Below are 23581 nucleotides of genomic sequence, written 5' to 3' on the forward strand. Positions count from 1 at the left end.
GGGTGTACGCCTTCGAGAAATTGAAATGGTTTACCGCTACTCCTCCCCGGATCGACCCGCAAGCTGATCCCCGGGGCGGATAAAGGAGATGATGCCGGCACCTTCGTCGGTGGCGAAAGGCTTGCGCGACACCGCATCTCGAGCAGAAGTAGCGTTATTCAGCGGTCGGCGGGTGCACCACCGAGCACAACGGATACGAGCTGCCCCTGAATCGCCCGATGCGGATCGAGGACGTGCTCGGGTGGGCCAAGACCATCGGCGGCATGGCCCAAACCGCTTGTCGCGGACTTGACCGGGTGCGCGGTCGCGTCATCCCGACGATGATCTCCGACTACCTTGTCTGGATTCTCGTGTGCTGGCTGCGCGCTTGGTCCCGCATGACCATGACTTCGTCCTGAGGCTGCCTCGCTCCAAGGTCGGGCATCGACGATATCGGCTCATGGCAGGCGACGAGGGTTCCCCACCGTCTTCCGCCCCTCATCCTGCACACTGCCATGATGAGGGCTTGTCTTCTCGACCTTGGGCCTTCGCCTCGCAGACAGAAGGCCCCGGGAAAGGCCACTGGCCCGGTCGTTTCACTCCGCGAGGCCTAGTGGAGGCGGTCGTCCTCGGGGTTATCCCCAGCAGCGTCTTCGTCTTCCTCGACCGCCTCGGCGGGCACGACATAGGCGCCGGTCAGCCAGCGGCCCAGATCGACGTCGGCGCAGCGGCGCGAACAGAAGGGGCGGTATTTCGGGTCGGTCTCGCGGTTGCAGATGGGGCAGGTCATTGGTCCTCCGACGGTCAGGCGGCAGGAAGATCGGGGGAAGGATCGGCCAGAAGCTCGGCCAGCGGCGCGCGGTCGCGCTTGCGCTGAAGCTCGAAATTGCCAAGCGGCGTCCAGCCGGCCAGCGTCGTCTCGGTTGCCTCGGCGCGAAAGGCGGCCCGCAGGGCCTGATCGAGGATATGGCGGTCCTTCTTGGGGAAGGGCGCGAAATCCACCACCACCTGCCCGCCAAGGCCGCGCAAACGCAACTGGCGGGGCAGCGCGCGGGCGGCGGCGATGTTTGCCTTGAGGCCCGCGGCGGGCGAGGTGTCGTTGCCGGTATTCACATCGACCGCGATCAGGGCCCGCGTGGGCTCGATCACCAGACTGCCGCCGCCCGGCAGCGGGGTTTCCGGCGACAGCAATGCGTCGATCATCTCGGCCACGCCATGGCGGGCAAACGCGTCCCCGGCATCAGCCCAGTCATCGGGCGGCGGGCTGGACCAGTCGCGCCAGGCAAGCTCGTGGGGCGAAGGCGCATCGACCAGCAGCTCCGGCGCGCCCGAGCTGTCGGCAAGCACGGCCTGGGCAAGCTGGCGCATGGCGGCGATATCCTCGGCCACCTCGGCGGCCGGGGCGTCACCGGCCGCGGTGCGCAGGATCAGGCCAAGACTTTCGGGCGCATCGGCCATGCCGGCGGCGGCCAGCGCGCGCAGCTCATCCAGAACGCCTTCATCTCGGATCGCGCGGGAAATGTTCAGCCCCGGCGCGTCCGGGGTGACGATGGCAAGACGGCTCTTGAACAGGATCCGGCTTGTGACCGGGATGGCCTTGCCGCCTTCGGCATGGCCCGACACCTGCACCAGCAGCGACTGGCCGGGCCGCAGCCCCCCTGCCTGACGCAGAAAGCCGCGCGCGCCCTCGGGCAGGCGGACGAAAACACCGCCCTGCCCCTTCATCTGCCGGTCCACCGTCGCGCGGTAAAGCGCGCCCGGACCGGGCTGGGCCGTCTCGATCGCCAGATCCTCCAGCGTGCCGTCAACGATCAGGGCGGCCGCCTCGCGCCCGCGCAACTGCCCCAGAACGACGACGCGCCCCTTCATGCCGCATCCCCCGGCAACGGATATCCCGCCGCGCGCAAGAGGACCGCGGTCTCGGCCAGCGGCAGACCGACGACGCCGGTGAAAGAGCCCTGAATCCACGGGATGAACGCGGCTGCAAGCCCCTGGATGCCATAGGCACCGGCCTTGCCCTCCCACTCGCCGCTGGCAAGGTAACCGTTCAGTTCCTGATCCGAGAGCCGCTTCATCTGCACCTGCGTCACCACTTCCCGTTGCCAGATCCGGTTCCCCAGGCGCAGCGCGACCGCTGTGATCACACGGTGGCGCCGCCCGGCAAGCGCGATGAGGAACTGCGCAGCCTCGGCCGCATTTTCGGGTTTTCCGAGAATCCGCCGGCCCAGTGCCACGGTGGTATCGGCACAAAGCACCAGTTCGTCGGGCGCCGCATCGACCGCCAGCGCCTTTTCCCGCGCCATCCGCACGCAATAGGGGCGTGGAAGCTCGGCCCGGGCGGGGGTTTCGTCGATATCGGCGGGGCGGATCGCGTCGGCACGAATCCCCAACTGCGCCAGAAGCTCCTTCCGACGCGGACTGGCAGAGCCGAGAACAAGTTTCACGGGTTACTTGAACCGGTAGTTGATCCGGCCCTTGGTCAGATCATAGGGGGTCATTTCGACCTGAACCCGGTCGCCTGCGAGAACACGGATGCGGTTCTTGCGCATCTTTCCTGCCGTATGTGCGATGATTTCATGGCCATTTTCCAGCTCGACCCGAAACGTCGCATTGGGCAGGAGTTCCTTCACGACGCCGGGGAATTCGAGCAGTTCTTCCTTGGCCATGTTCACTCCGTCCTTGAACGGCCCGCCATACTGCGGGCGCGCCACTAGATGCGCCTGATCGCGCCGTTTTTCAAGGTCTAACTGCCCTCAGCGTACAAGTTTGACCTGCGGGTCGCGCCGCGCCTGTTCCGCCCAGTCGCGATGATTGAGCACACCGCCATCCCGGCGCACCTCGGCGATCGCCTCCAGCCGGACGGTCGCGGTAGCCCAGCCGGGGAAATCGAGCGCGGTTTCGGCAAGGATACCCGTCTCTGGCCAGCCCCGGTCGGGGGGCCCGTAAATGGCCGCGCGACCCCGGTTCATGTCGACCGCAGGGCACCATTCGGCGGCACCGACGGTCGGGGCGTGAACCACGACGCACTGATTTTCCAGCGCCCGCGCCATCGAGCCGACACGCACCCGCGTGAACCCGGCAAGCGTTTCGGTGCAGGACGGCGCAAGCAGGATCTCGGCCCCCGCCTCGACCAGACGCCGGGCCAGCAGGGGGAATTCGCTGTCGTAACAGATGATAACCCCGATCCGCCCGATGGGCGTGTCAAAGAGCGTGAGCGAACTGCCCGCGACGACATCCCATTCCTCGGCCTCGAACCGGGTCATGATCTGCTTGTCCTGATGGCCAAGGATGCCGCCCGGACCATATAGCGTGGCGCGGTTCACCGGACGCACGCCGTCAAAGACCGGGCCGGACGCGCCAAGGATATGCACGCGATGCCGCGCGGCAAGGTCGATATGCAGCCGGTCAACCGCATCCCGATGGGCTGCGACCTCGCGCAGGCTGCCCTCAAGATCCGCGGCGACATCGGCCCCGCCGAGCGAGGCAAGCTCCATCGCGCCATATTCCGGGAACACGAGCAGTTCCGCCCCCATACCCGCCGCTTCATCGACCCAGCGGGTGATCTTTCCTTCATAGGCGGACCAGTCGTCGAACCAGTCGAGCGGATAGGCGGCGGCGGCGATCCTCGGCATCAGAGATCTTTCATCCAGAACTGGAGCGGTTTGCGGCTTTCTTCTCTATCGCCCACATCCTTCCATGAAAAGGTGGCGATCACTCCCGGCAGGGGCGCATATCCCCGCCCCTGCCAGAACGCGTCAAGCGGGCGATAGCTGGCGGGACGGGCGGGATGATCCGCCGGGCGCATCACGCTGCAAAACGCCACCTTGGCAAATCCATGCGCCCGGGCATGGGCTTCCCGATGGTCGAAAAAGGCGTGGCCCGCCCCCTGCCCCCGGAATTCGGGCAAAAGCACGGACTCGGCGCAGTAGAAGATTGTCGCCAGATCATGGCCGGTGCCGGCAAAGGCCGCGGCAAATTCGCTGGCGTGATCAGCCATGGGGGTCCCGGTCGCCGCCCCGACCAGCCGGTCGCCCGCAAAGGCGCCGACAACGACCGCCGCGTCACTGTCGCGATAGCTCTGGATGTAGCGCCGTTCGTAGTCCAGATCGCCGTCATAGAGATAGGGCCAGTCCCGGAACACATTGATGCGCAACTGTGCCACATCGTCCAGCGCCCGGTCCAGCATATCGCCGCGCAGCGTTTCGACCCGCAGAGACGCCGCGCCCGTCATGACACCTGCCGCACCCAGTCGGCGAGGTTGTAATAGGTCGTGACGCGGGCGATCTTGCCGTCGCGCAGCGCAAAGAACGTCCCCGCCGGCAGGACATAGGTCTGGCCCTTCGCCTCGGGCAGGCCGGGATCGGTTTGCAGATAGGTGCCATGGACGGTGAATTCGGCAGCCGCCCGGTCGCCTTCCGCAAGGATCACGATATCGCGCAACTCCTCGCGATAGCTGACGCCCATATGCGCGCAGAACTCGGCGAATTTTTCCTTGCCCCGGCGGATCTCGCCTTGGTTGACATGATGCTCCACATCATCGGTCACAAGCGCCAGCATCCCCTCTCCGTCGCCTGCGTTGAATGCCGCGTAATAGCGGCTGATGATATCCTTGGTCATGGTTCCTCCTTATGGTCCGGCGTCTGTTCGGGGTCGTTGTCCGGCGGGCCGAACCGTTCCAGTATCCGGTCGCGGATCTGGTCGCGGGTCTGACGATAGGCCGAAAGCTTGGCCTCGCGCGACTCTCCTATCCCGGTCGGGTCGAGGATCGGCCAGTATTCGACGTCGAGATGATAGAACCGCGTCAGTTCCAGCGCCTGCCGCTGGCTGGCGGGCGAGAGCGCAACGACGAGGTCGAAGCCCGACAGGTCATCGCCCCATTCCTTCATCTCGTCAAAGCTGCGGACGCGGTGGCGATCCAGTTCGACCCCCAGCTCATGGCTGACGGTGACCGCAAAGCCGTCGATGTCCAGATCGTTCTTGACCCCCGCGGATTGCACATAGGCGCGCTGGCCATAGAACTTCTTCATCAACCCCTCGGCCATGGGCGAACGGACGGCATTGTGGTCGCAGCAGAAAAGCACCGATGAGGGAAAGCGCCCCGCCACCGCTAGCCCCAGTGCAGGACGCAGATCAGGGTGAAAAGCCTCCGCGCGGTGGCCATGTCGATCTCGGCCTTGCCGTCCAGCCGTTCCATCAGCACCCGCGCCCCCTCGTTGTGGATGCCGCGCCGGGCCATGTCGATCGCCTCGATCTGGCCGGGCGGAAGGCGCTTGACCGCCTCGAAATAGCTTTCGCAGATCTGGAAATAGTCCTTCACGACCTGCCGGAACGGCCCGAGGCTCAGGTGAAATTCGCCCGCAGGATCGCCCGCCTCGCTTGCAAGGTCGAAGACGAGCCGCCCCTCGCGGATCGCGAGGTCCAGCCGGTAGGGGCCGGGATGGACGGCGCGCCCCTCGCGCGGGGGCAGGACAAAGCGGTTTTCCTCCAGCAGGTCAAAGATGGCGACGCGGCGTTCCTGTTCGATCTCGGGCGTGGGGGCGGCAAGGCCCCGGTCGTCGATCTCGATATGCGCGATCCGCCCCATCGCCTAGCCCGCGTTCAGACGGTCGAGCCGCGCCCGGACCGAGAGGCCATGCGCCCCGAGGCTTTCGGATTGCGCCAGTCGTTCGGCCGCCGGCCCGATGGCACGCAGCGCCTCGGGCGACATCCGCGCCATCGTGGTCCGCTTGAGAAAATCCATCACGCTCAGCCCCGATGAAAACCGCGCCGACCGGGCGGTGGGCAGAACGTGGTTCGGCCCACCGACATAGTCGCCGATGGCCTCGGGCGTCCAGGCGCCGACAAAGATCGCCCCGGCATGACGGATACGCGCCGCCAGCGCATCGGCATCGGCCACGCAAAGCTCCAGATGCTCGGGCGCGATCCGGTCGGAAAGCTCGGCGGCCTCGGCCAGGTCGCGCACGGTGATGACCGCGCCAAAGTCGCGCCAGCTTGCCCCCGCGATGGTGCGGCGTTCCAGCGTCGCCAGCCGCGCCTCGACCGCCGATGCCACCGCACGCCCGAACCCGGCATCGTCGGTGATCAGGATCGACTGGGCGCTTTCGTCATGCTCCGCCTGGCTCAGCAGGTCGAGGGCGATCCAGTCGGGATCATTGTCGCCGTCCGCGATCACGAGGATTTCGGACGGGCCCGCGATCATGTCGATGCCGACCTTGCCAAAGACCCGGCGCTTGGCCGCGGCCACATAGGCGTTGCCCGGCCCCGTGATCTTGTCCACGGGCCGGATGGTTTCCGTCCCGTAGGCCAGCGCGGCAATCGCCTGCGCCCCGCCGATGCGATAGACCGTTTCCACCCCGGCAAGGCGCGCGGCCAGCAGAACCAGCGGATTGACCGTGCCATCGGGCGTGGGCGCGCAGATCACCAGACGTTCCACCCCGGCAACGCGGGCCGGGATGGCATTCATCAGAACCGACGACGGATAGGACGCAAGGCCCCCCGGCACATAAAGCCCCGCCGCCGCGACCGGCGTCCAGCGCCAGCCAAGCGTCGCGCCTGCCTCATCCGTCCATTGCGCATCCGCCGGCATCTGCCGCATGTGATAGGCGCGGATACGTTCCGCCGCCAGTTCCAGCGCCGCGCGATCCGCGGGCGCGACACGGGCACATTCCGCCTCGATCTCCTCGGGCGTGAAGGCGAGCGTTCCGGGCGTGAGGCGCAGCCGGTCCCAGCGTTCGGTCATCTCGATCAGGGCCGCGTCGCCCCGCGCCCGGACATCCGCAATGATCGCCGCAACCGCGTCGTCCACATCCGGCGCATCCTCGCGCTTGGCGGACAAGAGCGTCGAAAACGCAGCCTCGAACCCGTCGTCGCGGCTGTCGAGGAAGACCGGCATCAGTCGATCTCCGGCTGGTCGGGATGGTCGGGCGCGCGGCGCGACGGCGCCATATAGGGCCGCGTCACGTCCCGCAGCGTGACGTCCAGACATTCCACATCCAGCGCGATTGCCCCGTCGCCCGCAAGGATCAGCGTCAGGCGCCCCGTCCCGTCTTCGCCCGGCTCCCATCCCAGCGACAGAAGCGACAGAACCACGTCCCCGTCCCGCGGGTCGAGGCCGTTGCTCGCCACCTTCAGCACATCGTCGAAACAGAGCACCGCCTGCACCCGCTCGAACGGGCGGCCGCTGCGTTCGGCCGCCGCGCGGTCTTCCCAGCGGAACCGGTTCAGCAGGATCGCAAAGCGCCGCAGCCTGGGCTGCCAGCGCATCTCGGTGGCCGGGAAAACCGCATCCTGCACCAGTGCGGCGATCACCGGCAGATCATCGGCCTCCAGCGCCTTGAGGTTCAGCGGCGTCTCTTTTCCGTCTTCAAAGCTCGCGTCGTTCATTCGCCCTTGATCCGTTCGATAGTGGCCCCGCAGGCCTGCAGCTTTTCCTCGACCCGTTCATAGCCCCGGTCCAGATGATAGACCCGGCTTACCACCGTTTCACCCTCGGCCGCCAGCGCCGCAAGGATGAGCGAGACACTCGCCCGCAGGTCCGTCGCCATCACCGGCGCGCCGCGCAACCGTTCCACCCCCGTAACCTTGGCCGTGCCGCCATGAACGTCGATATGCGCGCCCATCCGCATGAGTTCGGGCGCGTGCATGAAGCGGTTTTCAAAGATACGTTCTTCCAGCACGCTTTCGCCCTCGGCGGTGCACAAAAGCGCCATCATCTGCGCCTGAAGGTCGGTCGGAAAGCCGGGGAAGGGCTCGGTCACGACATGGACGGCATTCACGCGCCCGTTGCGGCGGCTGACACGCAGGCCCCGTTCGGTCTCGGTCACGTCGATGCCGGCGTCATGCAGCTTTTCGGCGAAAGCGCTGACAAGCTCCAGCCGGCCGCCCAGACATTCGACCTCGCCGCCCGTGATCGCCGGCGCCAGCATGTAGGTGCCCAGTTCGATCCGGTCGGTGACGACCGGATGCGTCGCCCCGTGCAGCCGGTCGACGCCCTCTATGGTGATCGTCGAACTGCCCTCGCCCTCTATCTGCGCCCCCATCTGCCGCAGGCAGCGGGCCAGGTCGACGATCTCGGGCTCACGCGCGGCGTTCTTCAGAACCGTCGTTCCCTTGGCGAGCGTCGCCGCCATCAGCGCATTCTCGGTCGCCCCGACCGAGACAAAGGGAAATTCGACCACCGCCCCGCGCAAGCCGCCGCTCGCCTTGGCATGGACATAGCCCTCGCGCAGGTCGAGCGTCGCCCCCAGCGCCTCCAGCGCGCGCAGATGCAGATCGACCGGCCGCGCGCCGATCGCACAGCCCCCGGGCAGCGACACGACCGCATGACCGTCCCGCGCCAGCATCGGCCCGAGCACGAGGATCGAGGCGCGCATCTTGCGGACGATGTCGTAATCCGCGCGGTGGTTGCCGATGGAATGGCTGGACAGCGCAAGGACCTGCCCGTCCTGAAGGCTCGCGACCTCGGCCCCCAGCGATTGCAGCAGCGTCGTCATCGTGCGGATGTCCGACAGCCGCGGCGCGTTGGTCAGCGTCAGCGGCTCTTCCGTCAAGAGCGTGGCAGGCATGAGCGTAAGGCACGCGTTCTTCGCCCCGGCGATCGGTATCTCACCGCGCAGTTCCGCCCCACCCCTGACCAGAATCGAATCCATCTGCCGCCTCGCTTTTATTGAGTGTTGTCCGGACTCTCCGGCCCGGGTTCGGTGGTCTTCTGGCCAGGTTCGCCCCCCGCCGGCACCCCTGCCCGTTCCCGCGCCTGCGCCTTGCGCCGCGCAATATTGGCACGCAGCGCGGCCTTGAGCCGTTCTTCCCGGGATTTTCCCGCGCTTTCGTCAGGGGGTTTTCGGGGCGCATCGACCATGGCGCCTTCTCTACAGCACGGCTGCGCAAGCGTCCAGAATGGGCTTGCACGCCCCGGCGATTGCGTCTAAATCCGCGCCATCGACGCCCGGGCAGGCCCGCGCGTCCGCCCCGAACGGGCTGCCGTAGCTCAGTGGTAGAGCACTCCCTTGGTAAGGGAGAGGTCGAGAGTTCAATCCTCTCCGGCAGCACCATTCAAGCGCCTTGGAATCCTTCGGAGTCTTTGTAACTGCCCCCTGCGCTCAGTCGCCTGGCGCTTTCGTCTGCCCCCTTTCCTGCAGAACAGGCACCGGCATCCGTCGCACTCTTTCCGCGATCGCGATCCGTTTCCAAAAAACCGTGGAACCCACGCTGCCGCTGCGCGTTCTCGCTCTGACACCGGGGGCCATGGCCCCTTATGGAAAGGATTGGCAGATGCTCGGCTGGGCAGTGACCTTTTTCATCATCGCGCTGATCGCGGCCCTTTTCGGGTTCGGCGGCATCGCCTCGGCTTCGGCCGGGATCGCACAGATCCTCTTTGTGCTCTTTCTCATTCTGGCGCTGGCAGCCCTTGTGGCACGCGCGCTGCAGGGCAAGATGCCCCGCTGAACCGGTTTCGGGCGCCGACGCGCCCGGATCTTTCCCGATCATGGCGGGGGCCCCGTCTTCGGACAATCGTCCGACAACGGGGCCTGATCATGGGGAGGATGCGTCTTGCAAGCGCATCCTCATTCGCCGACCCGCTTCGCGCGCCTTTGCCGGAGTGACCATCTTTTTCGTTTCCCTCCCTGAACTGCCCCGCCCTTGTGGCGGGGCTTCTTTTTTGCCCGGCCCCAGACGCCGCGAACTAACCAGACGCAGCCAAACAAAAGGGCGCCCGCAGGCGCCCCCCTATGTTACGAATAATCCGCCCCTCAGGACATCAGCGTCTCGGTCGAGGCAAAGAACATCGCCTGGCTGACCGCCGAGCGGACCTGTTCCTCGGTATAGGGCTTGGGGATCAGGAAGGCCGGTTCGGGGCGTTCCCCGGTCAGGAGCCGGTCGGGATAGGCGGTGATGAAGATCACCGGGATGTCGCCCATCTCGCGCAGGATCATGTTGACCGCGTCAATCCCCGAACTGTCATCCGCCAGATGGATATCCGCAAGGATCAGGTCCGGACGATCCTCATGGGCCAGCCGCACCGCCGCATCGCGGGTCCTGGCATTGCCCGTCACCGAGTGGCCCATCGAGGTCACGATGCTCTCGATATCCATGGCGATGAGCGATTCATCCTCGATCACCATGACGCGCCCGCAGACGGAGTTTTCCATCTCGCGGAAGGCGATGGCGACCAGTTCCTCGGCCTCGTCGGCAGAGGTCTTCATGACCTGGGCGATCTCGCCAAAGCTCAGTTCCTCGATGGTGTGAAGCAACAGCGCCTCACGCGTGTTCTTGGTCAGGTTGCGCAGATGCACCTGCGCGCGGCCCTCCAGCGAATCCGCCTCGGGCTCGGCCACCGGGGCGCCGGTGGTCGACCAGACCATGTGGAACGCGTGAAACAGCGCCACCCGCGGGGACATTTCGCTGTCAAAGATCGCCGGCTCGACCAATATGGTTTCCAGGGTCGCTGCGGCATACCGGTCACCGCTTGTCTGGCTTCCCGTCAGGGCGCGCGCGTAACGGCGCAGATAAGGCAGTTCCTGACCGATAATTTCCGCTAGGTTCACGTTTGTCCCCTCACTTCCGGATCTTTGGCCTTCCTGGCCGGCACCCAGTTCCTTCGCCTGTGTCATTTACTCTCACAATTTTTCCGATCCAGTGGAACCTAACGCGTAAGCTTGAGTTAAGTTCCGGCAACGATAAAAAACCGCCCCTGTAATAGTCCTGACGAGAGAAGCACCGAGAATGCCACAGCATGACCGGAACATCGAGGCGAAAGCCCGCACGGCGACTGCTGATCAGCAGCCGTCCGCCGAGGCGCGTGCCCGTTCCGTCGCCGAGCAGCAGATCAACGAGAACCTGCGACGGATCTACCAGGAAAAGCTCCAGGAAGATGTGCCGGATCACCTGCGCGTCCTGCTGGAAAAGCTCAAGGAACAGGACCGTCTGAAATGACTAGACAACCTTCACCGGCAGACCCGCGTGAGGAAATGGTCACGCATCTGCCGGCGCTCAGGGCCTTTGCCCTGTCGCTGTGCCGCAACGGCGCCACCGCGGATGACCTCGTGCAGGAAACGATCCTGAAGGCCTGGGGGAATCTTGACAAGTACAACACCGGCACGAATTTGCGCGCCTGGCTGTTCACGATTCTCCGCAACACCTATTACTCAAGCCGCCGCAAGCGCGGGCGTGAGGTGTCGGATGCCGACGGCATCCACGCCGCCCGGCTTGCCCAAAAGCCCGATCATGATGGCCGTCTGGCCCTCGCCGATTTCTGGAAGGCATTTGAACATCTTCCCGACGAACAGCGCGAGGCGCTGATCCTTGTCGGGGCATCCGGATTTTCCTATGAAGAAGCAGCCGAGACCTGTGGTTGTGCCGTTGGCACGATCAAGAGCCGGGCGAACCGCGGGCGCAAGCGCCTGGTGGAGCTTCTGAACCTGGATGAGGATGAAGAGATGGTGATGACCGACAGCGCGACGATGGCCGTGATGGCGTCCGGGCCGGTTGCCGCCGGGTGATCCGGCTAAAATCGTTCCGCCTGCCGCGGTTCATCGACGGCCTTGGGTTCCGCCTCGCAATATTGCTGAGCGTGGCTCTCCTCCCGTTGGGCGTCATTTCGGTCGCGCAGACGCTCCGGGTGCTGGCGGATGCGCGCCTCACCTCCGATACCGCGTTGATCGGCCTGACGGCGGATGCGGTCGCCGGCCAGCGCGCGTTGATGGAGGGCGCGCTGGGCTCCGCCCGTGCGCTCGCGCCGCTTCTGTCCGAAACCTTTGACCGGCCCGCGGAATGCTCGGCGCTCGCGGCCGAGTTCGTGCGCAATTCGGGCCTTTTCGCCTTTGCGGGGTTCATGACGCCCGATGGGTCCGCCTGCCTGTCCGAGGATGGGCCGACGAGCTTTGCCGATACTCCTGTTCTGGAACGAAGGCTCGAAAATCCCCGCACCATGGTCGAGGTGGTCGAGGCCGGCGCCGTCACCGGCCTGCCGGTCCTGACGATCACCGAGCCACTCTGGCGGCAGGGCATCCTGCGGGGCTTTGTCGTCCTCTCGGTCCCCTTCGGCGCGGTCGAGATCGTGGGCCGCCGCACTGGCCCGCAGGGCCGCAGGCCGGCCGCAATCCAGCTTGTGGACAGCCGCGGCGCGCTTTTCATGCCGCTTGCCATGCAGGATGCGGCCGCGGCCCAGCTTCCCGCCGACGTGGTGCTGACCGATTATCTCGGCGTGCAGGGCCAACCCATCCTGCGCGGTGCAACCCGTGGGGGCACCCGCGCGACCTTTGTCTTTGCCCCCGTGATCCCGGGTCAGGTCTATGCGATCGGCGTCTGGCCACAGGACATGCTGGGCGGCGCCTGGGAACGCGGCTCTGTCCTTGCGCTTCTCTTTCCGTTCCTGATGTGGTTCGTCAGCCTCTCGGTCGCCTTCTTCGCGGTCCACCGGCTCGTGATCCGCTATGTCACCCATGTGAACGGGGAAATGCGCCGCTTTGCCATCGGCCAGCGAGAGGGGTTCACCCCCCTCCCCGGCCGCCCGCCGGTCGAATTCCGCCAGCTCTACAGCACCTTCAACAAGCTGCGCCGCATCGTCACCCGGGACGAGGCGCGGATCTCGGCCGCGCTGAACGAAAAGACTGTGCTGCTGAAAGAGGTCCACCACCGCGTCAAGAACAACCTGCAACTGATCGCCTCGATCCTCAGCATGCAGATGCGCAAGGTCGACGAGCCCGAACTCCGGCGCGTCCTCAAAAGCGTGCAGGACCGGGTGATGAGCCTCGCGACCATCCACCGCATCCTCTATCAGTCGGAACGCGTGGCCGATGTGCGGGCGGATCGGCTGCTGCAGGAAATCCTGCACCAGCCTGGCAGCTTTGCGGCCGACGGCGCGCAGATCCGCCTTGCCGCCGATGTCGATCCGATCCGCCTTTACCCCGATCAGGTCGTGCCGCTGGCGCTGCTGGCGACCGAGGCTGTCACCAATGCCTACAAGTTCATGGGCCGCCCCGGGCAGGATGACCCCTGGATACGCATCCGCTTCAAGTCCGAAGCCGGCGCCCGGGTCCGGCTGGAGATCTCGAATTCCACCGGCACGCCCATCGCGGACACGGCTTACAAGACGGATGGCACCAGCCTTGGCGGGCACCTGATCACCGCTTTCGCACGCCAGCTGAACGCCGAGTTCGAGGAAGGCCATGTCCTGACCTCTGCCGGGCCGGGCTACCGCCTCTCGCTCAGCTTCGAGGCGCAGGGCTTCGTCCCCCCTGACGCCCCGGAAGACTGGGATGCCCCCGAGCCAACCCGGAACCACTGACACAGGGATCGCGTTGACCCTGAACAGGCTGGCGGCGAACAAGCTGGCCCCGAACAATCTGGCAGGAGGATCATCATGCCAAGGTCGCTGTCGGAAACGCTCCGGTCCCCCGCGCGGGCGGACGACACCCATTTTCCCATCCGCGAACTTTTCCTGGACCAGACGACGCATCGGGTCCGCTATGTCGCCGTGGATGCCGGAAAATGGTTCGAGACGACCGAGGTGATCGTGGCGGCCCGGCTTTTGCGGTTTGATCCCGATGCCGGCGAATGGCTCCTCGACCTGACGCATGAGGCGGTCGAGGCCGCGCCCCGCCGCGATACCGAGAGCGACGGCGGAACCCCCCTTTCGGTCGAAAACTGGCCGCCGGTCGTGATAGGCCCCTTCGGCCATGCGGCCTCGCCGCTGATGATCTGGGCACAGATGACCAGTGCCGCGCAGGAAACCCTGCCCCCCGAACCGCCGCAGGAACGCGAGATTTCCGAGAACGCCGCCGCCGCGCGGGCCCCTGCCCCGGATGTGGACGCGCTCGAACCGGCATCCGACTGGCTGGGCAAGCCGGTGTTTGGCGCGGACGGGGAAATGGGGATCGTCGCCGATCTGGGCCTCGATCCCGACCGGATGGAGCTTTCGCTGATCGTCGTCGATAACGACAAGCTCCTGTCGTCGCGCCAGGCGGTCTTTCCGATGGCCGCGTTCCGCCACCGGGCAGGCGCCGGGGGACATATCGTGCTGGACGCCCGCGTCGCGGACATGGAAACCGCCCCAACCCCGGAAGAGGCGGGCCTTGCCGCCCCCGGGCAGGCGGGTTTCTTCGCCCCGCTCTGACGCGCGCCACGCCCGCGACAGCATCAGGAACCGCGACGCGCCCCGGACGTTCATGCAGAGGCGGCCAATCCCGGCAGCCACAGTCCCGGATCCCACCCCATGAACCTGCCTCTGGCCGCGCGCTATGCAAATATCGTTCTGGCGACGATCGCGCTCTTTGTGGCGCTGTCGCTGGGGCGCAGCGTCTTTGCCCCCTTTGCCCTCGCCATCGTGGTGGGCATCGTCCTGTCGCCCGTCGCGTCGCTGATCAACCGGCTCGGCCTGCCCCGCGCGCTTGGCGCCTTTCTGGGGCTGGGGCTGATCCTCACCATTCTCGGCGGCATGATCATCCTGCTTGAACCGCTTGTCAGCCTTGCGCTGGAACAGGCGCCCCGGCTCTGGCAGGAACTCAGCGATATCATCACGAGCCTTCAGCGCGGGCTCGCCGATCTCGACAGCGTGTCGGATGAAATCGCCCGCGCCTTCCAGCCCGACGAACCCGCCGCCGACGGCGAGGAAGAAGCCCCCACCTTCATGCTGCCGCGGCTGAGCGATGCGCTTTTCCTCGCGCCGGCCGTCGCGTCGCAGATCCTGATCTTCATCGGCGCGCTGTTCTTCTTTCTCTTGTCGCGGACCGATATCTACGAATGGGCGGGCCGGATCTCGAACCTGCCCGACCTGCGCGCCGCGCGTCTGCCTGCGGGCTTTACCGGCCCGCTGCACCTGCGCCTGATGCGCGCGGAAAAGCAGGTCTCGCGCTACTTTCTGACCATCACCGTCATCAACACGATCTTCGGCGCCATCGTCGCGGGGGCCTTCATGCTGGCGGGCATCCCGTCGGCGCTGATGTGGGGGGTCATCGCCTTCCTCCTCAACTTCATTCCCTATCTCGGGCCGCTGATCCTCGCGGGCACGCTGCTTCTGTCCGGGCTCGTGATGTATGAAGGGGCGCTGCGCTTCATGCCCGTCGCGCTTTACATGGGCCTGAACTTTCTGGAGGGGCAGTTCATCACCCCCGCGATGGTCGGCCAGCACCTGCAGGTCAACGCGCTCGCCGTGTTCCTGTCGCTCGTCTTCTGGCTCTGGCTCTGGGGGCCCTTGGGCGGGTTCGTCGCAATCCCGCTGCTGGTCTGGTTCGTGGCGCTGTCCAAGGCCGATCCGGTGCCGGAAAACCAGCCCGCCCCTGCCGAGATTGCCTGACGATCAAGCCCCGCACCCGGCTCCGGCAGTCCCGTCAGCGCCCGGCTGATCCGAACAGTCCCGTCAGCGCCCGGCTGATCCGAACAGTCCCGTCAGCGCCCGGCTGACGAGGGCCGCGGTGCGCGGGCGCGGCAGCGCACGAAACGGCAGCGGGCGGCAGACCTCGATCGCGGCGACGCCCACCCGTGCCGTCAGCGCGCCGTTCACCAGCCCCTCGCCGAACCGCCGCGACAGGCGCGACAGGATCCCGCCACCGGCCGCCGTTCCCACCAGATCGTCGCCCATCGCAACCGCGCCGGTGGCCACCAGATGCGCCATCACGCTGCGCGTCAGCCGCCAGGCGCCCAGCGTCCCCGCCCGCCCGCCATAGATTTCCGCGATCCGCCGGATCATCCGCAGATTGGCCACCAGTGCCGCGATCACATCCGCCAGCGCCAGCGGCACAAAGGCCGTCACGGCGGCCACCTGACGGGCGGCGGCCTCGACCTCGGCCCGGGCGAGCGTATCGAGCGGCGCCATCAGTTCCGCCTCGGCAAGATCAAAGAGCGCGGGCACATCGAAAAGATCGTCCTCGCGCGCCGACAGCCGGTCCCGCGCGGCGACCAATTCCCCGCGCCCCGCATAAAGCTGCGAGAGCCGCCGCGCCAGCACCCGCGCCGCCGCCAGATCGCCCGAGATCAAGGCGGCCTCGACCCCCTGCCGCAACCCGTCGAGCCGCGCGAGCCGCGCGAATGCCGCCACCTCGCGCAGCGCCACCCCCAGGGCGGCAAGCCCCAGCAACACCAGCAAGACCCCCGCCACCGCGCCCAGGACCGGCACCCGGGTCAGAAGCCCCATCACGAAATCCCAGGCCGCGACCGACAGCACGATCGTCAGGAACCCCGTCGCCGCCACCCAGAAAAGCCGCACAAGCGCCGAGGGTGGCCGCCCCGCCAGCCGCACCGCGCGCTGCATCGCCTCCCCCTGCGGCAGATCGTCGATGGGGGCGGCGTCGGCGGGGTTTCCCCCCTCCTCCTCCAGCTCGATCAGGATCGGGGCCTTGGGGTCGGGCATCGTCACTCTCCCATCAGGCGGTCGCCGAACAGAAACTCGGCCGCGCGATCCAGCCGGATATGCGGCGGCCCTTCGCCCGCGCGCAGGGTCATGCGGGCGGGGGCAAAGTTCATCACCCTGTAATCCGCGTCGAGCCAGCATTCCGCCCCTTCGCGCGCGGGCGACAACAGTCGCATCGGGTCCTCGGGCAGCGCACCGGGATAAAGCGCCGCCTGCCGCCCGCTGTCCAGGAGACGCCCGCGCACCGCATCGACGCTGCGTCCGTCATGGCTCAGCGCCTCTTCCACCGTTGCGCGCAGGGCGGCAATCGACATGGCCGCCGTCCGGGCGCCCGCGAAATCTGCCCGGGCGCGGGCATCCTGCAACAGCGCCTCCAGAAAGGCGGTCAGGCGCGGATGCTGGGTGTGATGCAGATGGTCGGCCTTGGTCGCGGCAAAGAGGATGCGTTCCACCCGCCGCCCCTGCAGGATGCGGGTCAGGAAATCGTTCCGCCCCGGGCGAAAGGCCGCCAGGATCTCGGTCATGGCGCGGCGCAGATCCTCGACCGCCTGCGGGCCGGAATGGATCGCCCCCAGCGCATCGACCAGCACCACCTGCCGGTCGATCCGGGCGAAATGATCCCGGAAAAAGGGGCGCACGACCTCGCGCCGATAGGCGTCGAAGCGCCGCGCCATCTCGGCATAAAGGCTCCCGCGCCGCGCCTCGGCCTGCGGCAGGGGGCCGAAGGTCAGCACCGGCGAACCGGCGAGCTCCCCTGGCATCAGGAACCGGCCCGGCGTGCAGTCGTAATAGCCCGCATTCCGCGCCGCCTGCAGATAGGCGGTGAACCCCTCGGCCAGCCCGCGCGCCACGGTTTCATCCAGCGGCGCCGCGGCGTCCAGCCCCGCGATGCGCGCCAGATAGTCCGCAGCCTCGCGCCGCCGCTCGATCCGGTCCAGCACCTCGGCGGACCAGGCGGCATAGCTCTTGTCCATCAGGCCAAGGTCGAGCAGCCATTCCCCCGGATAATCCACGATATCGAGATGCAGCCGCCGGGGACCGCGAAAGCCCCCCAACATCCCCGCCAGCATCCCGTGCCGCGCGACCCGGAACGACAGCCGCAGTTCCGAGACCGAGCGGGTGGATTGCGGCCAGCGCGGGTCGTCCCCCGTCAGCGCCGCAAGATGCGCCTCGAAGTCAAAGCGCGGCACGGTGTCATCGGGCTGGGGCTGCAGCCAGACCCCCTCGATCAGCCCCTGCGACACGGCGCGCAGGCCCGGCATCCGGCCCCGGTTCAGCAGGTTCGCGACCAGCCCGGTGATGAACACCGTTTTGCCGGCCCGGGCAAGGCCCGTCACCCCAAGGCGCACAACCGGGTCCGACAGCGACATCGCCTCGCCCAGGTCCGATACGCCGCGCCCGATCTCTGATGTCAGCCTGCCGATGACCACCCGGATTTCCCTTGCCTTTTGCCCAACATAGGCGCGGGGATGGGCCATTGCCAAGGCAGGCCGCGCGGGCTAACGGGGATCATGCCCAGATATGCGCTCCAGATCGAATATGACGGTGCCCCCTTTGCCGGATGGCAGCGGCAGGCCGACCAGCCCTCGGTGCAGGCGGCGGTGGAAGCCGCGCTGCGCCGGCTGGAACCGGACGCGCCCGGAATCGCGGCGGCGGGGCGGACCGATGCGGGCGTCCATGCGACGGCCCAGGTGGCGCATTGCGATCTGGCGCGCGACTGGGATCCGTTCCGTCTGTCCGAGGCGCTGAACCACCACCTGAGGCCCCAGCCCGTCGCGATCCTTCAGGCCGCGCGGGTGGCCGAGGATTTCCACGCGCGGTTTTCGGCGGTGGAACGGCGATACCTCTTCCGACTCGTGTCGCGGCGGGCGCCGGTGACGCATGACCGGGGGCTGGTCTGGCAGGTGCGCCACCCGCTCGACCTTGCGCCGATGCAAGAGGGCGCGCGCCACCTGCTCGGGCGGCATGACTTCACCACCTTCCGGTCCTCGATGTGTCAGGCCGAAAGCCCGGTCAAGACGCTGGATGAACTGACGATCACCGAACACCCCGTTCCGCAGGGGTCCGAGTTCCGGTTTTTCCTGCGCGCCCGCAGCTTTCTGCACAATCAGGTGCGCAGCTTTGTGGGCACGCTGGAACGGGTCGGCGCGGGGGGCTGGGCGCCGGATGACGTGCGCCGGGCGCTCGAGGCGCGCGACCGCGCGGCCTGCGGGCCGGTCTGCCCGCCGCAGGGGCTTTATCTTTGCGGGGTCGGCTATCCGCAGGACCCGTTCAGCGCAGATCCTCGTTGAGGTCGCGCAGCAGCCGCCCGTGCCGCCGCACCTCGGCCACCACCGCGCCAAAGGTATCGAGCCCCCGCGCGCGCAGCATCGGGATCAGCCGCAGGAAGGCCTCGGCCGTGGCCTCGGCATCGCCCCGGGCGGTGTGGCGCGCCTCTTCGGGGATGGTGATGCCCAGCCGGGCGGTCAGCGCGTCCAGACTGTGGCTTTCGCCCCGGCCAAAGATCACCGCCGACAAAAGCACCGTGTCGAGCACCGGGTTGTCGAACCGCGCGCCGATCGCGCCCTCGTGCCGGCGCAGGAATTCGAGGTCGAAGGGCGCGTTATGCGCGACCAGCACCGCCCCTTCGGCAAAGCGGTGAAACCGCGCGCCCGCCTCGGCGATGCGGGGGGCCCCCAGCACCATCGCGTCGGTGATGCCGTGAACCTGCGTTGACCCGGGCGGGATGGGCCGCCCCGGATCGACCAGCGTCTCGAACACCTCGCCGGCGACGCGCCGCCCGTTGACCAGCCGCAACCCGGCGATCTGGACGATCTCGTCCCGTGCCGGCGACAGGCCCGTCGTTTCGGTGTCGAATACCACATAGGTCAGGTCCGAAAGCGCGGTTTCGGCCACCCGGTCATTGCGCGCCCGGGCGAGCAGGTCGAAGTCATAGACCACCGCCCGGGTCGCGGGCTGGGGGCGCCGCCCGGCCGCGCGCCGCGCCTCGCGCACGGGCATCAGGATCGCGGCGCGCCCGCCCTTTGCCGGGGCGGGCCAGATCTCGGTCCCATGGGTATAAAGCACCGACCGGCCCGTGATGTCGGCAAGCCCGATTTCCAGCGGCTCGGCCATCCATGCATCCAGATCGCCCACCGAAAGGGGCGTGCCCTTCCAACTCAGCTCCAGCATCGCGCCGGGGCCGTCCTCTTCCCGGATCGTGACGCGGAAGGCCGTCGGCCCCAGCCGCCCCGCCACACGGACCGCCAGCGCCGCGACCAGCACCACCAGTTCATAGCCGTCGCAGCGCAGGATCAGCGCCGCGCCCTCGGTCTCGACCGAAAGGCCCGCCCCCTCGATCCGCGCGCGGATCCCGTCCAGCAGGTCCGATGACCGCGTTTGCGACAGGGGCCACCAGTCCGTCCGCCCCTCGTCATAGCGCTGACCCAGTTCGGTGATCGCGCCGGTCAGGGCGCCCACCTCTTCCAGCAGGGCGCGCGTCAGGTCGGGGGCGGTGGCACCCGCATCCAGAACGCCGATGACCGTCTGCAGGTTGGCGGCGGGGCGGCGCACCCGCTCGAAGATCTCGGACAGCAGCTGTTCCCGCCGCGCATGGGCCGCAAGATCGGCGGTCACATCGCGCAGCGTCAGCACATAGCCCTGCGGCAACAGCCGCATCCGCCCCGCCAGCACCCGCGCCCCCGAGGCGGTCGCGCAAAGAAGGTCGGCGGCGGCATCCGCGTCGGCGGCATCGGTCAGGCGCTGATGGGCATGGCGCACCGGCGCCTCGCGCAGATAGTCAAAGAGCTTGCGGTCAAGCCCCGGCGCCAGATGGTCTGGCGCGCCTGAATCCGGCGCCAGCTGGTCCGCGTCCGGCAGGGCCTGTGGCCCCGGACGGGCGCCCAGCAGGTCCACCGCCGGGCCGTTATAGAACACGATCTGATGTTCCGCGGAACAGAGCAGCACCGCCACCGGCACATCCGCCAAAAGCGCCTCCAGCCTCCCCTTCTCGCCCGCCAGCCGCGCGGTTTCCCGGGCGACCGAGTCCGCCAGCGCGCCCCGGGTCACGGCAAGCCGTTCCGTCACCGCCACCGCCGCCGGCACCAGATCGCCCAGGTAGCGCGCGGAGGCCGCGTCGAATGCGCCCTCGACCTCGGCATGGGCGCGGGCGCGCAGACCCGCCGCGAGCCGTCCGAGCGCCCGCGCCACATGCATGTCGAAAAGATACCAGAGCCAGGTCACGACCCCCAGGATCGCAAAGCCCGCGATCAGCCCCGCCTGCACGAAACCCGTCAGCGCCTCGGGTGTGCCAAGCCGCCCGTATCCCTGCCAGAGCCCCAGCGCGAGCGCCCCAAGGCTGACCGCCGCCAGCAGGGCGAACAGCAAGAGGATGCGCAGGCGCAGGCCCAGCCTTTCAAGCATCGGCCCCCTTCCGCCCCTCGTCGCCCAGCATCCGGCGCACCTCGGCGCGCAGTTCGGCGAGCTCGAACGGCTTGGATATGAACCCGTCCGCCCCGAGCGCGAGCCCCTTGCGCCGCTCCATCGCGCTGCCCCGCGCGGTCATCATCAGGATCTTCACGTCGCCCAGACCCGGGTCCATCCGCACCGCCTGACAGATTTCATAGCCCGACACCTCGGGCAGCATCACGTCCAAAAGCACCAGATCGGGCCGGGTCGCGCGGATGCGGTCCAGCGCCTCGGCGCCGCTGGCCACGCGGTCGCGGTCATACCCTTCCCGAGAGATCAGGTAATCGAGCGCGACGGCGATATTGTCCTCATCCTCGACCACCAGAACCCGTTTGCGGTTCATCACATCCCCCCGCCGCAGGCCGTCCGCAGCGCCGGGTCATCCGGCCCCACCGTCGCCCAGTCCGCGCCGACGGGCGTGCCATCCGCCGCCAGCGCCACATCCGATGTCATCTCGGCCCGCCGATGACCGGCACAGTCATAGATCACCGGGATATCCGCGCCCGGCTGCCAGCGCCCGCGCAGCACGATCCGGGTCATCACCAGATCGGGCAGCGCCTCGTTCCGGCGGTTCATGCGGGTGTCCACCGCGACCAGCCGGTTCGTCAGCGGCCAGATATAGGTCCAGGGGCGGTAAAAGCTCTGTTCGGCATTGACCGCCACCACCTCGACGCCTTGCGGAAAGCTCGCGCTCATGCGCGACAGCCAGCTGTATTCGCTCCAGACCACATAGCCGATCATCGACAGCCCGGCCGCGGCGGGCATGATCCAGCGCGGCAGCCGCCCGCGCATCAGCTTGTTCAGCAAAAGCACGATGCCGGCGGCGGCAAAGCCCATGGCGATTGTGGCGACCAGTTCCAGAAGCATGGCGTTATCCCGGTGCGCCCCGGCCGTGGCCGAGGGCGGATTGCATGGTGCGCACGACGACAAAGGCGTCGCGCAGGTGGCTGCGCTCGAAATCCGACAGGTCGGACGGCGCCATGTAGTTGTCGGGCTTGCGCCCCGACCGGACCAGCGCCGCCTGGTTCTGCAACCGCATCGAGGCGATCAGGTCATAGGCCTCGATCAGGTCGCGGGCGCCCGATATGCTGATGACGCCCGCCTCTTCGGCGGCCAGCAGGCGCGCGCGGGTGTTGACCTCGTGCAGCTGCCCCGTCAGCGCATAGACTCGCCCCAGATCGACCACCGGGATCACCCCGTTCAGCTTCATGTCCACATGGTTGCGGAACTCGCCTGACCGGATCGTGGCAAAGCCGCGCAAGAGGCCCAGCGGCGGCGTGTGTTTCAGCGAGTTGGCGATCATATGCGCGACAAAGATCGTGTTCTTGGACGCCATCGCCAGCGTTTCGTCCTGCAGGTCGCGGTAAAGCGCGACCGACCCGCCGATCGGGCGCAGGTCGAACATGACCGAGGCGAGCATCTGCGCCATCGGGTCAGGCGTTTCCACCCAGCCGCGGAAATAGTCGCGCCAGACCCGCAGGGGCTGGCACCAGCGCGGGGTCGTGGCCATCATCTCGCCGGGGCAATAGTAATAGCCGCAGGCGTTCAGCCCGTCCGACACGATCCGCGCCAGCCCGCGGAAATAGTCCATGTCCGCCGCCGTCGCCCGGTCGTCGAGGATCAGGCAGTTGTCCTGATCCGAAACGCCCGTCTGTTCCTGCCGCCCCTGGCTGCCGCAGGCAAGCCAGAGATAGGGCACCGGTGCCGGCCCCAGTTCCTGTTCCGCCAGTTGCAGCAGCCGGCGCGTCACCGCATCCGCGATATCCGTAATCAGCCGCGTCACCACCTCATGCGCGTTATTGCCCGCGACCAGTTGCACCAGCAGTTGCGGGATGCGCGCCGTGACCGCGGCCATCTCCGCCACCCCCTCGGCCGAGGCGAGATCGCGGATCAGCTGCGCCGACGATACCGCCTGAAACCGCGTGAGGTCGGTTTGCGTCACCATCCCCACCAGCCGCCCGCCCTCGACCACCGGCACATGGCCGATCCGGCGCTCCAGCATGACATGCAGGATGTCGGACCCAAGCGCGCCGGGCGGCAGGCTGACCGGATCGGCGGTCATCACCTCTGCGACCGGCGTCGCACCCGGCAGCCCCGCCGCCAGCACCCGGTTCGACAGGTCGCGCACCGTCACGATCCCGAGAAAGCGCCCGCCCTCGACCACGCCAAGGCTCGACACCCGCGCATCCCGCATGGCGCGTGCGGCGTCAGTGACCGGCGTTTCGGGGGCGCAGGTGACCGGATGACGCGCCATCAGGTCCGCCACGCGCAGCGTGGTCAGGTCGGTGCCGCGCGCCTCGGCGCTGCGGGCCCGGTTGAAGAACCGCTCGAAGGACGGGAACTCGGCGATCAGGCGGCGGAACTCGGCCGCGGGCAGCATCAGAAGCACCGTGTCGTCGGTGGTACGGGCCGTCGTCACCGCGCGCCCGTCGCGCATCAGGCCCCGCTCGCCAAAGCTGTTGCGCGGCCCCAAAAGCGACACGAGGCCGCCGTTCCGGTCCACCACCTCGACCGAGCCGCGCTTGACCAGGTAAAGCCCGTCGAGCATGTCACCCAGGGCATAGATCTCCTGCCCCGGGCCATGGGTCCTGCGGCCGAAGGAACCGGCGACACGCGCCAGTTCGTCCTGCGGCAGGCTGTCATAGGGATGCACCGTCTCAAGAAACGCAAGGATCGTGGCGGTCTGGTGGTCCGTCGTCGCAGGCATCGTCGCGGGTCCTGTGGCGTCCTTGCGGGTGCCGGTGCGCGCCTTGCGGGCGCGCACCGTTTTGGTTTCGGAATGCGCGCCACCCCGGCGCGCATCCTTCGTTC

At 67.7% G+C, this 23581-nt stretch carries 28 protein-coding genes and 1 tRNA gene; 9 read left to right on the plus strand and 20 right to left on the minus strand.

The genetic code is table 11. The annotated features are described in order from the left end of the window. Positions 1–218: 218 nt before the first annotated feature. A complete protein-coding gene (locus tag ACFSGJ_RS04150; protein ID WP_390259734.1) occupies positions 219–398 on the plus strand; it encodes a hypothetical protein in 180 nt (59 codons plus the stop codon). A gap of 191 nt (positions 399–589) precedes the next feature. Here ACFSGJ_RS04150 and ACFSGJ_RS04155 read toward each other — a convergent pair whose 3' ends face one another. The 13 genes from ACFSGJ_RS04155 to ACFSGJ_RS04215 form a co-directional block, all read right to left on the minus strand. Continuing rightward, a complete protein-coding gene (locus ACFSGJ_RS04155; protein ID WP_390259735.1) occupies positions 590–769 on the minus strand; it encodes a DNA gyrase inhibitor YacG in 180 nt (59 codons plus the stop codon). Positions 770–783: 14 nt separating this feature from the next. Beyond that, complete coding sequence (locus ACFSGJ_RS04160) at positions 784–1848, minus strand: ribonuclease E/G (RefSeq protein WP_390259736.1); 1065 nt, start codon at positions 1846–1848, stop codon at positions 784–786. Continuing rightward, complete coding sequence (locus tag ACFSGJ_RS04165) at positions 1845–2423, minus strand: Maf family protein (protein ID WP_390259737.1); 579 nt, start codon at positions 2421–2423, stop codon at positions 1845–1847. The genes ACFSGJ_RS04160 and ACFSGJ_RS04165 overlap by 4 nt, the downstream gene beginning before the upstream one ends. Before the next feature lie 3 nt (positions 2424–2426). Continuing rightward, entirely contained in the window at positions 2427–2645 is a 219-nt protein-coding gene (infA, locus tag ACFSGJ_RS04170; RefSeq protein ID WP_021097168.1) for a translation initiation factor IF-1, read from the minus strand. 87 nt (positions 2646–2732) lie between these two features. Then, positions 2733–3611 (minus strand): carbon-nitrogen hydrolase family protein, encoded by an 879-nt coding sequence (locus ACFSGJ_RS04175; protein ID WP_390259738.1) that lies wholly within the window; start codon positions 3609–3611, stop codon positions 2733–2735. Beyond that, complete coding sequence (locus ACFSGJ_RS04180; RefSeq protein WP_390259739.1) at positions 3611–4210, minus strand: GNAT family N-acetyltransferase; 600 nt, start codon at positions 4208–4210, stop codon at positions 3611–3613. The genes ACFSGJ_RS04175 and ACFSGJ_RS04180 overlap by 1 nt, the downstream gene beginning before the upstream one ends. Beyond that, entirely contained in the window at positions 4207–4596 is a 390-nt protein-coding gene (locus ACFSGJ_RS04185) for a ketosteroid isomerase-related protein (RefSeq protein WP_390259740.1), read from the minus strand. The genes ACFSGJ_RS04180 and ACFSGJ_RS04185 overlap by 4 nt, the downstream gene beginning before the upstream one ends. Then, entirely contained in the window at positions 4593–5084 is a 492-nt protein-coding gene (locus ACFSGJ_RS04190; RefSeq protein ID WP_390259741.1) for an arsenate-mycothiol transferase ArsC, read from the minus strand. Before ACFSGJ_RS04190 ends, ACFSGJ_RS04185 begins: the two co-directional genes overlap by 4 nt. A gap of 2 nt (positions 5085–5086) precedes the next feature. After that, complete coding sequence (locus ACFSGJ_RS04195; RefSeq protein WP_390259742.1) at positions 5087–5563, minus strand: UPF0262 family protein; 477 nt, start codon at positions 5561–5563, stop codon at positions 5087–5089. A gap of 3 nt (positions 5564–5566) precedes the next feature. After that, positions 5567–6871 carry a histidinol dehydrogenase gene (gene hisD / locus ACFSGJ_RS04200; protein WP_390259743.1) on the minus strand — a complete coding sequence of 435 codons (1305 nt, stop codon included), beginning with the start codon at positions 6869–6871 and terminating at the stop codon, positions 5567–5569. After that, positions 6871–7362, minus strand: a complete 492-nt coding sequence (locus ACFSGJ_RS04205; protein WP_390259744.1) for a DUF2948 family protein — start codon at positions 7360–7362, stop codon at positions 6871–6873. The genes hisD and ACFSGJ_RS04205 overlap by 1 nt, the downstream gene beginning before the upstream one ends. Continuing rightward, positions 7359–8627: a UDP-N-acetylglucosamine 1-carboxyvinyltransferase gene (gene murA, locus ACFSGJ_RS04210; protein WP_390259745.1), complete on the minus strand. Its 1269-nt coding sequence runs from the start codon at positions 8625–8627 to the stop codon at positions 7359–7361. The genes ACFSGJ_RS04205 and murA overlap by 4 nt, the downstream gene beginning before the upstream one ends. 14 nt (positions 8628–8641) lie before the next feature. Further along, complete coding sequence (locus tag ACFSGJ_RS04215; RefSeq protein WP_390259746.1) at positions 8642–8836, minus strand: hypothetical protein; 195 nt, start codon at positions 8834–8836, stop codon at positions 8642–8644. Positions 8837–8954: 118 nt separating this feature from the next. Here ACFSGJ_RS04215 and ACFSGJ_RS04220 point away from each other — a divergent pair. Together ACFSGJ_RS04220 and ACFSGJ_RS04225 are read left to right on the plus strand one after the other, a co-directional pair. Beyond that, positions 8955–9029, plus strand: a tRNA-Thr gene (locus ACFSGJ_RS04220). Between the two features lie 220 nt (positions 9030–9249). Further along, positions 9250–9423, plus strand: coding sequence for a DUF1328 domain-containing protein (locus ACFSGJ_RS04225; RefSeq protein ID WP_390259747.1), 174 nt, complete (start codon positions 9250–9252; stop codon positions 9421–9423). Positions 9424–9728: 305 nt separating this feature from the next. On the opposite strand, the gene ACFSGJ_RS04230 is transcribed toward ACFSGJ_RS04225, so the two are convergent. Next, positions 9729–10589, minus strand: a complete 861-nt coding sequence (locus ACFSGJ_RS04230; protein ID WP_390259748.1) for a response regulator — start codon at positions 10587–10589, stop codon at positions 9729–9731. Positions 10590–10701: 112 nt separating this feature from the next. On the opposite strand from ACFSGJ_RS04230, the gene ACFSGJ_RS04235 reads away from it, so the two are divergent. The 5 genes from ACFSGJ_RS04235 to ACFSGJ_RS04255 all read left to right on the plus strand — a co-directional run bounded on the left by ACFSGJ_RS04235 (position 10702) and on the right by ACFSGJ_RS04255 (position 15271). Next, entirely contained in the window at positions 10702–10911 is a 210-nt protein-coding gene (locus ACFSGJ_RS04235) for a NepR family anti-sigma factor (protein ID WP_390259749.1), read from the plus strand. After that, positions 10908–11477, plus strand: coding sequence for an RNA polymerase sigma factor (locus ACFSGJ_RS04240; RefSeq protein WP_390259750.1), 570 nt, complete (start codon positions 10908–10910; stop codon positions 11475–11477). Before ACFSGJ_RS04235 ends, ACFSGJ_RS04240 begins: the two co-directional genes overlap by 4 nt. Further along, positions 11474–13264: a sensor histidine kinase gene (locus tag ACFSGJ_RS04245; RefSeq protein WP_390259751.1), complete on the plus strand. Its 1791-nt coding sequence runs from the start codon at positions 11474–11476 to the stop codon at positions 13262–13264. Before ACFSGJ_RS04240 ends, ACFSGJ_RS04245 begins: the two co-directional genes overlap by 4 nt. Before the next feature lie 75 nt (positions 13265–13339). Beyond that, positions 13340–14092, plus strand: a complete 753-nt coding sequence (locus ACFSGJ_RS04250; RefSeq protein ID WP_390259752.1) for a PRC-barrel domain-containing protein — start codon at positions 13340–13342, stop codon at positions 14090–14092. Between the two features lie 99 nt (positions 14093–14191). After that, complete coding sequence (locus tag ACFSGJ_RS04255; RefSeq protein ID WP_390259753.1) at positions 14192–15271, plus strand: AI-2E family transporter; 1080 nt, start codon at positions 14192–14194, stop codon at positions 15269–15271. A 63-nt stretch (positions 15272–15334) separates the two neighbouring features. On the opposite strand, the gene ACFSGJ_RS04260 is transcribed toward ACFSGJ_RS04255, so the two are convergent. Beyond that, on the minus strand, positions 15335–16324 hold the full coding sequence (locus ACFSGJ_RS04260; RefSeq protein ID WP_390259754.1) for a YcjF family protein: 990 nt from the start codon (positions 16322–16324) through the stop codon (positions 15335–15337). 2 nt (positions 16325–16326) lie between these two features. Beyond that, positions 16327–17754 carry a YcjX family GTP-binding protein gene (locus tag ACFSGJ_RS04265; RefSeq protein ID WP_390259755.1) on the minus strand — a complete coding sequence of 476 codons (1428 nt, stop codon included), beginning with the start codon at positions 17752–17754 and terminating at the stop codon, positions 16327–16329. Positions 17755–17835: 81 nt separating this feature from the next. Between ACFSGJ_RS04265 and truA the strand changes: the two genes are divergently transcribed. After that, positions 17836–18615, plus strand: coding sequence for a tRNA pseudouridine(38-40) synthase TruA (gene truA / locus ACFSGJ_RS04270; protein ID WP_390259756.1), 780 nt, complete (start codon positions 17836–17838; stop codon positions 18613–18615). Here truA and ACFSGJ_RS04275 read toward each other — a convergent pair. Genes ACFSGJ_RS04275 through ACFSGJ_RS04290 form a run of 4 tightly spaced genes read right to left on the minus strand, consistent with a single transcriptional unit; the run spans position 18596 to position 23477 of the window. After that, complete coding sequence (locus ACFSGJ_RS04275; protein ID WP_390259757.1) at positions 18596–20725, minus strand: 3'-5' exonuclease; 2130 nt, start codon at positions 20723–20725, stop codon at positions 18596–18598. The genes truA and ACFSGJ_RS04275 overlap by 20 nt on opposite strands. Next, positions 20718–21113 carry a response regulator transcription factor gene (locus ACFSGJ_RS04280; RefSeq protein ID WP_390259758.1) on the minus strand — a complete coding sequence of 132 codons (396 nt, stop codon included), beginning with the start codon at positions 21111–21113 and terminating at the stop codon, positions 20718–20720. The genes ACFSGJ_RS04275 and ACFSGJ_RS04280 overlap by 8 nt, the downstream gene beginning before the upstream one ends. Further along, positions 21113–21637 (minus strand): hypothetical protein, encoded by a 525-nt coding sequence (locus ACFSGJ_RS04285; RefSeq protein WP_390259759.1) that lies wholly within the window; start codon positions 21635–21637, stop codon positions 21113–21115. Before ACFSGJ_RS04285 ends, ACFSGJ_RS04280 begins: the two co-directional genes overlap by 1 nt. A gap of 4 nt (positions 21638–21641) precedes the next feature. Next, on the minus strand, positions 21642–23477 hold the full coding sequence (locus ACFSGJ_RS04290) for a DUF294 nucleotidyltransferase-like domain-containing protein (RefSeq protein ID WP_390259760.1): 1836 nt from the start codon (positions 23475–23477) through the stop codon (positions 21642–21644). Positions 23478–23581: the final 104 nt, after the last annotated feature.

Source organism: Halodurantibacterium flavum (assembly GCF_042681825.1).
Taxonomy (GTDB): domain Bacteria; phylum Pseudomonadota; class Alphaproteobacteria; order Rhodobacterales; family Rhodobacteraceae; genus Halodurantibacterium; species Halodurantibacterium flavum.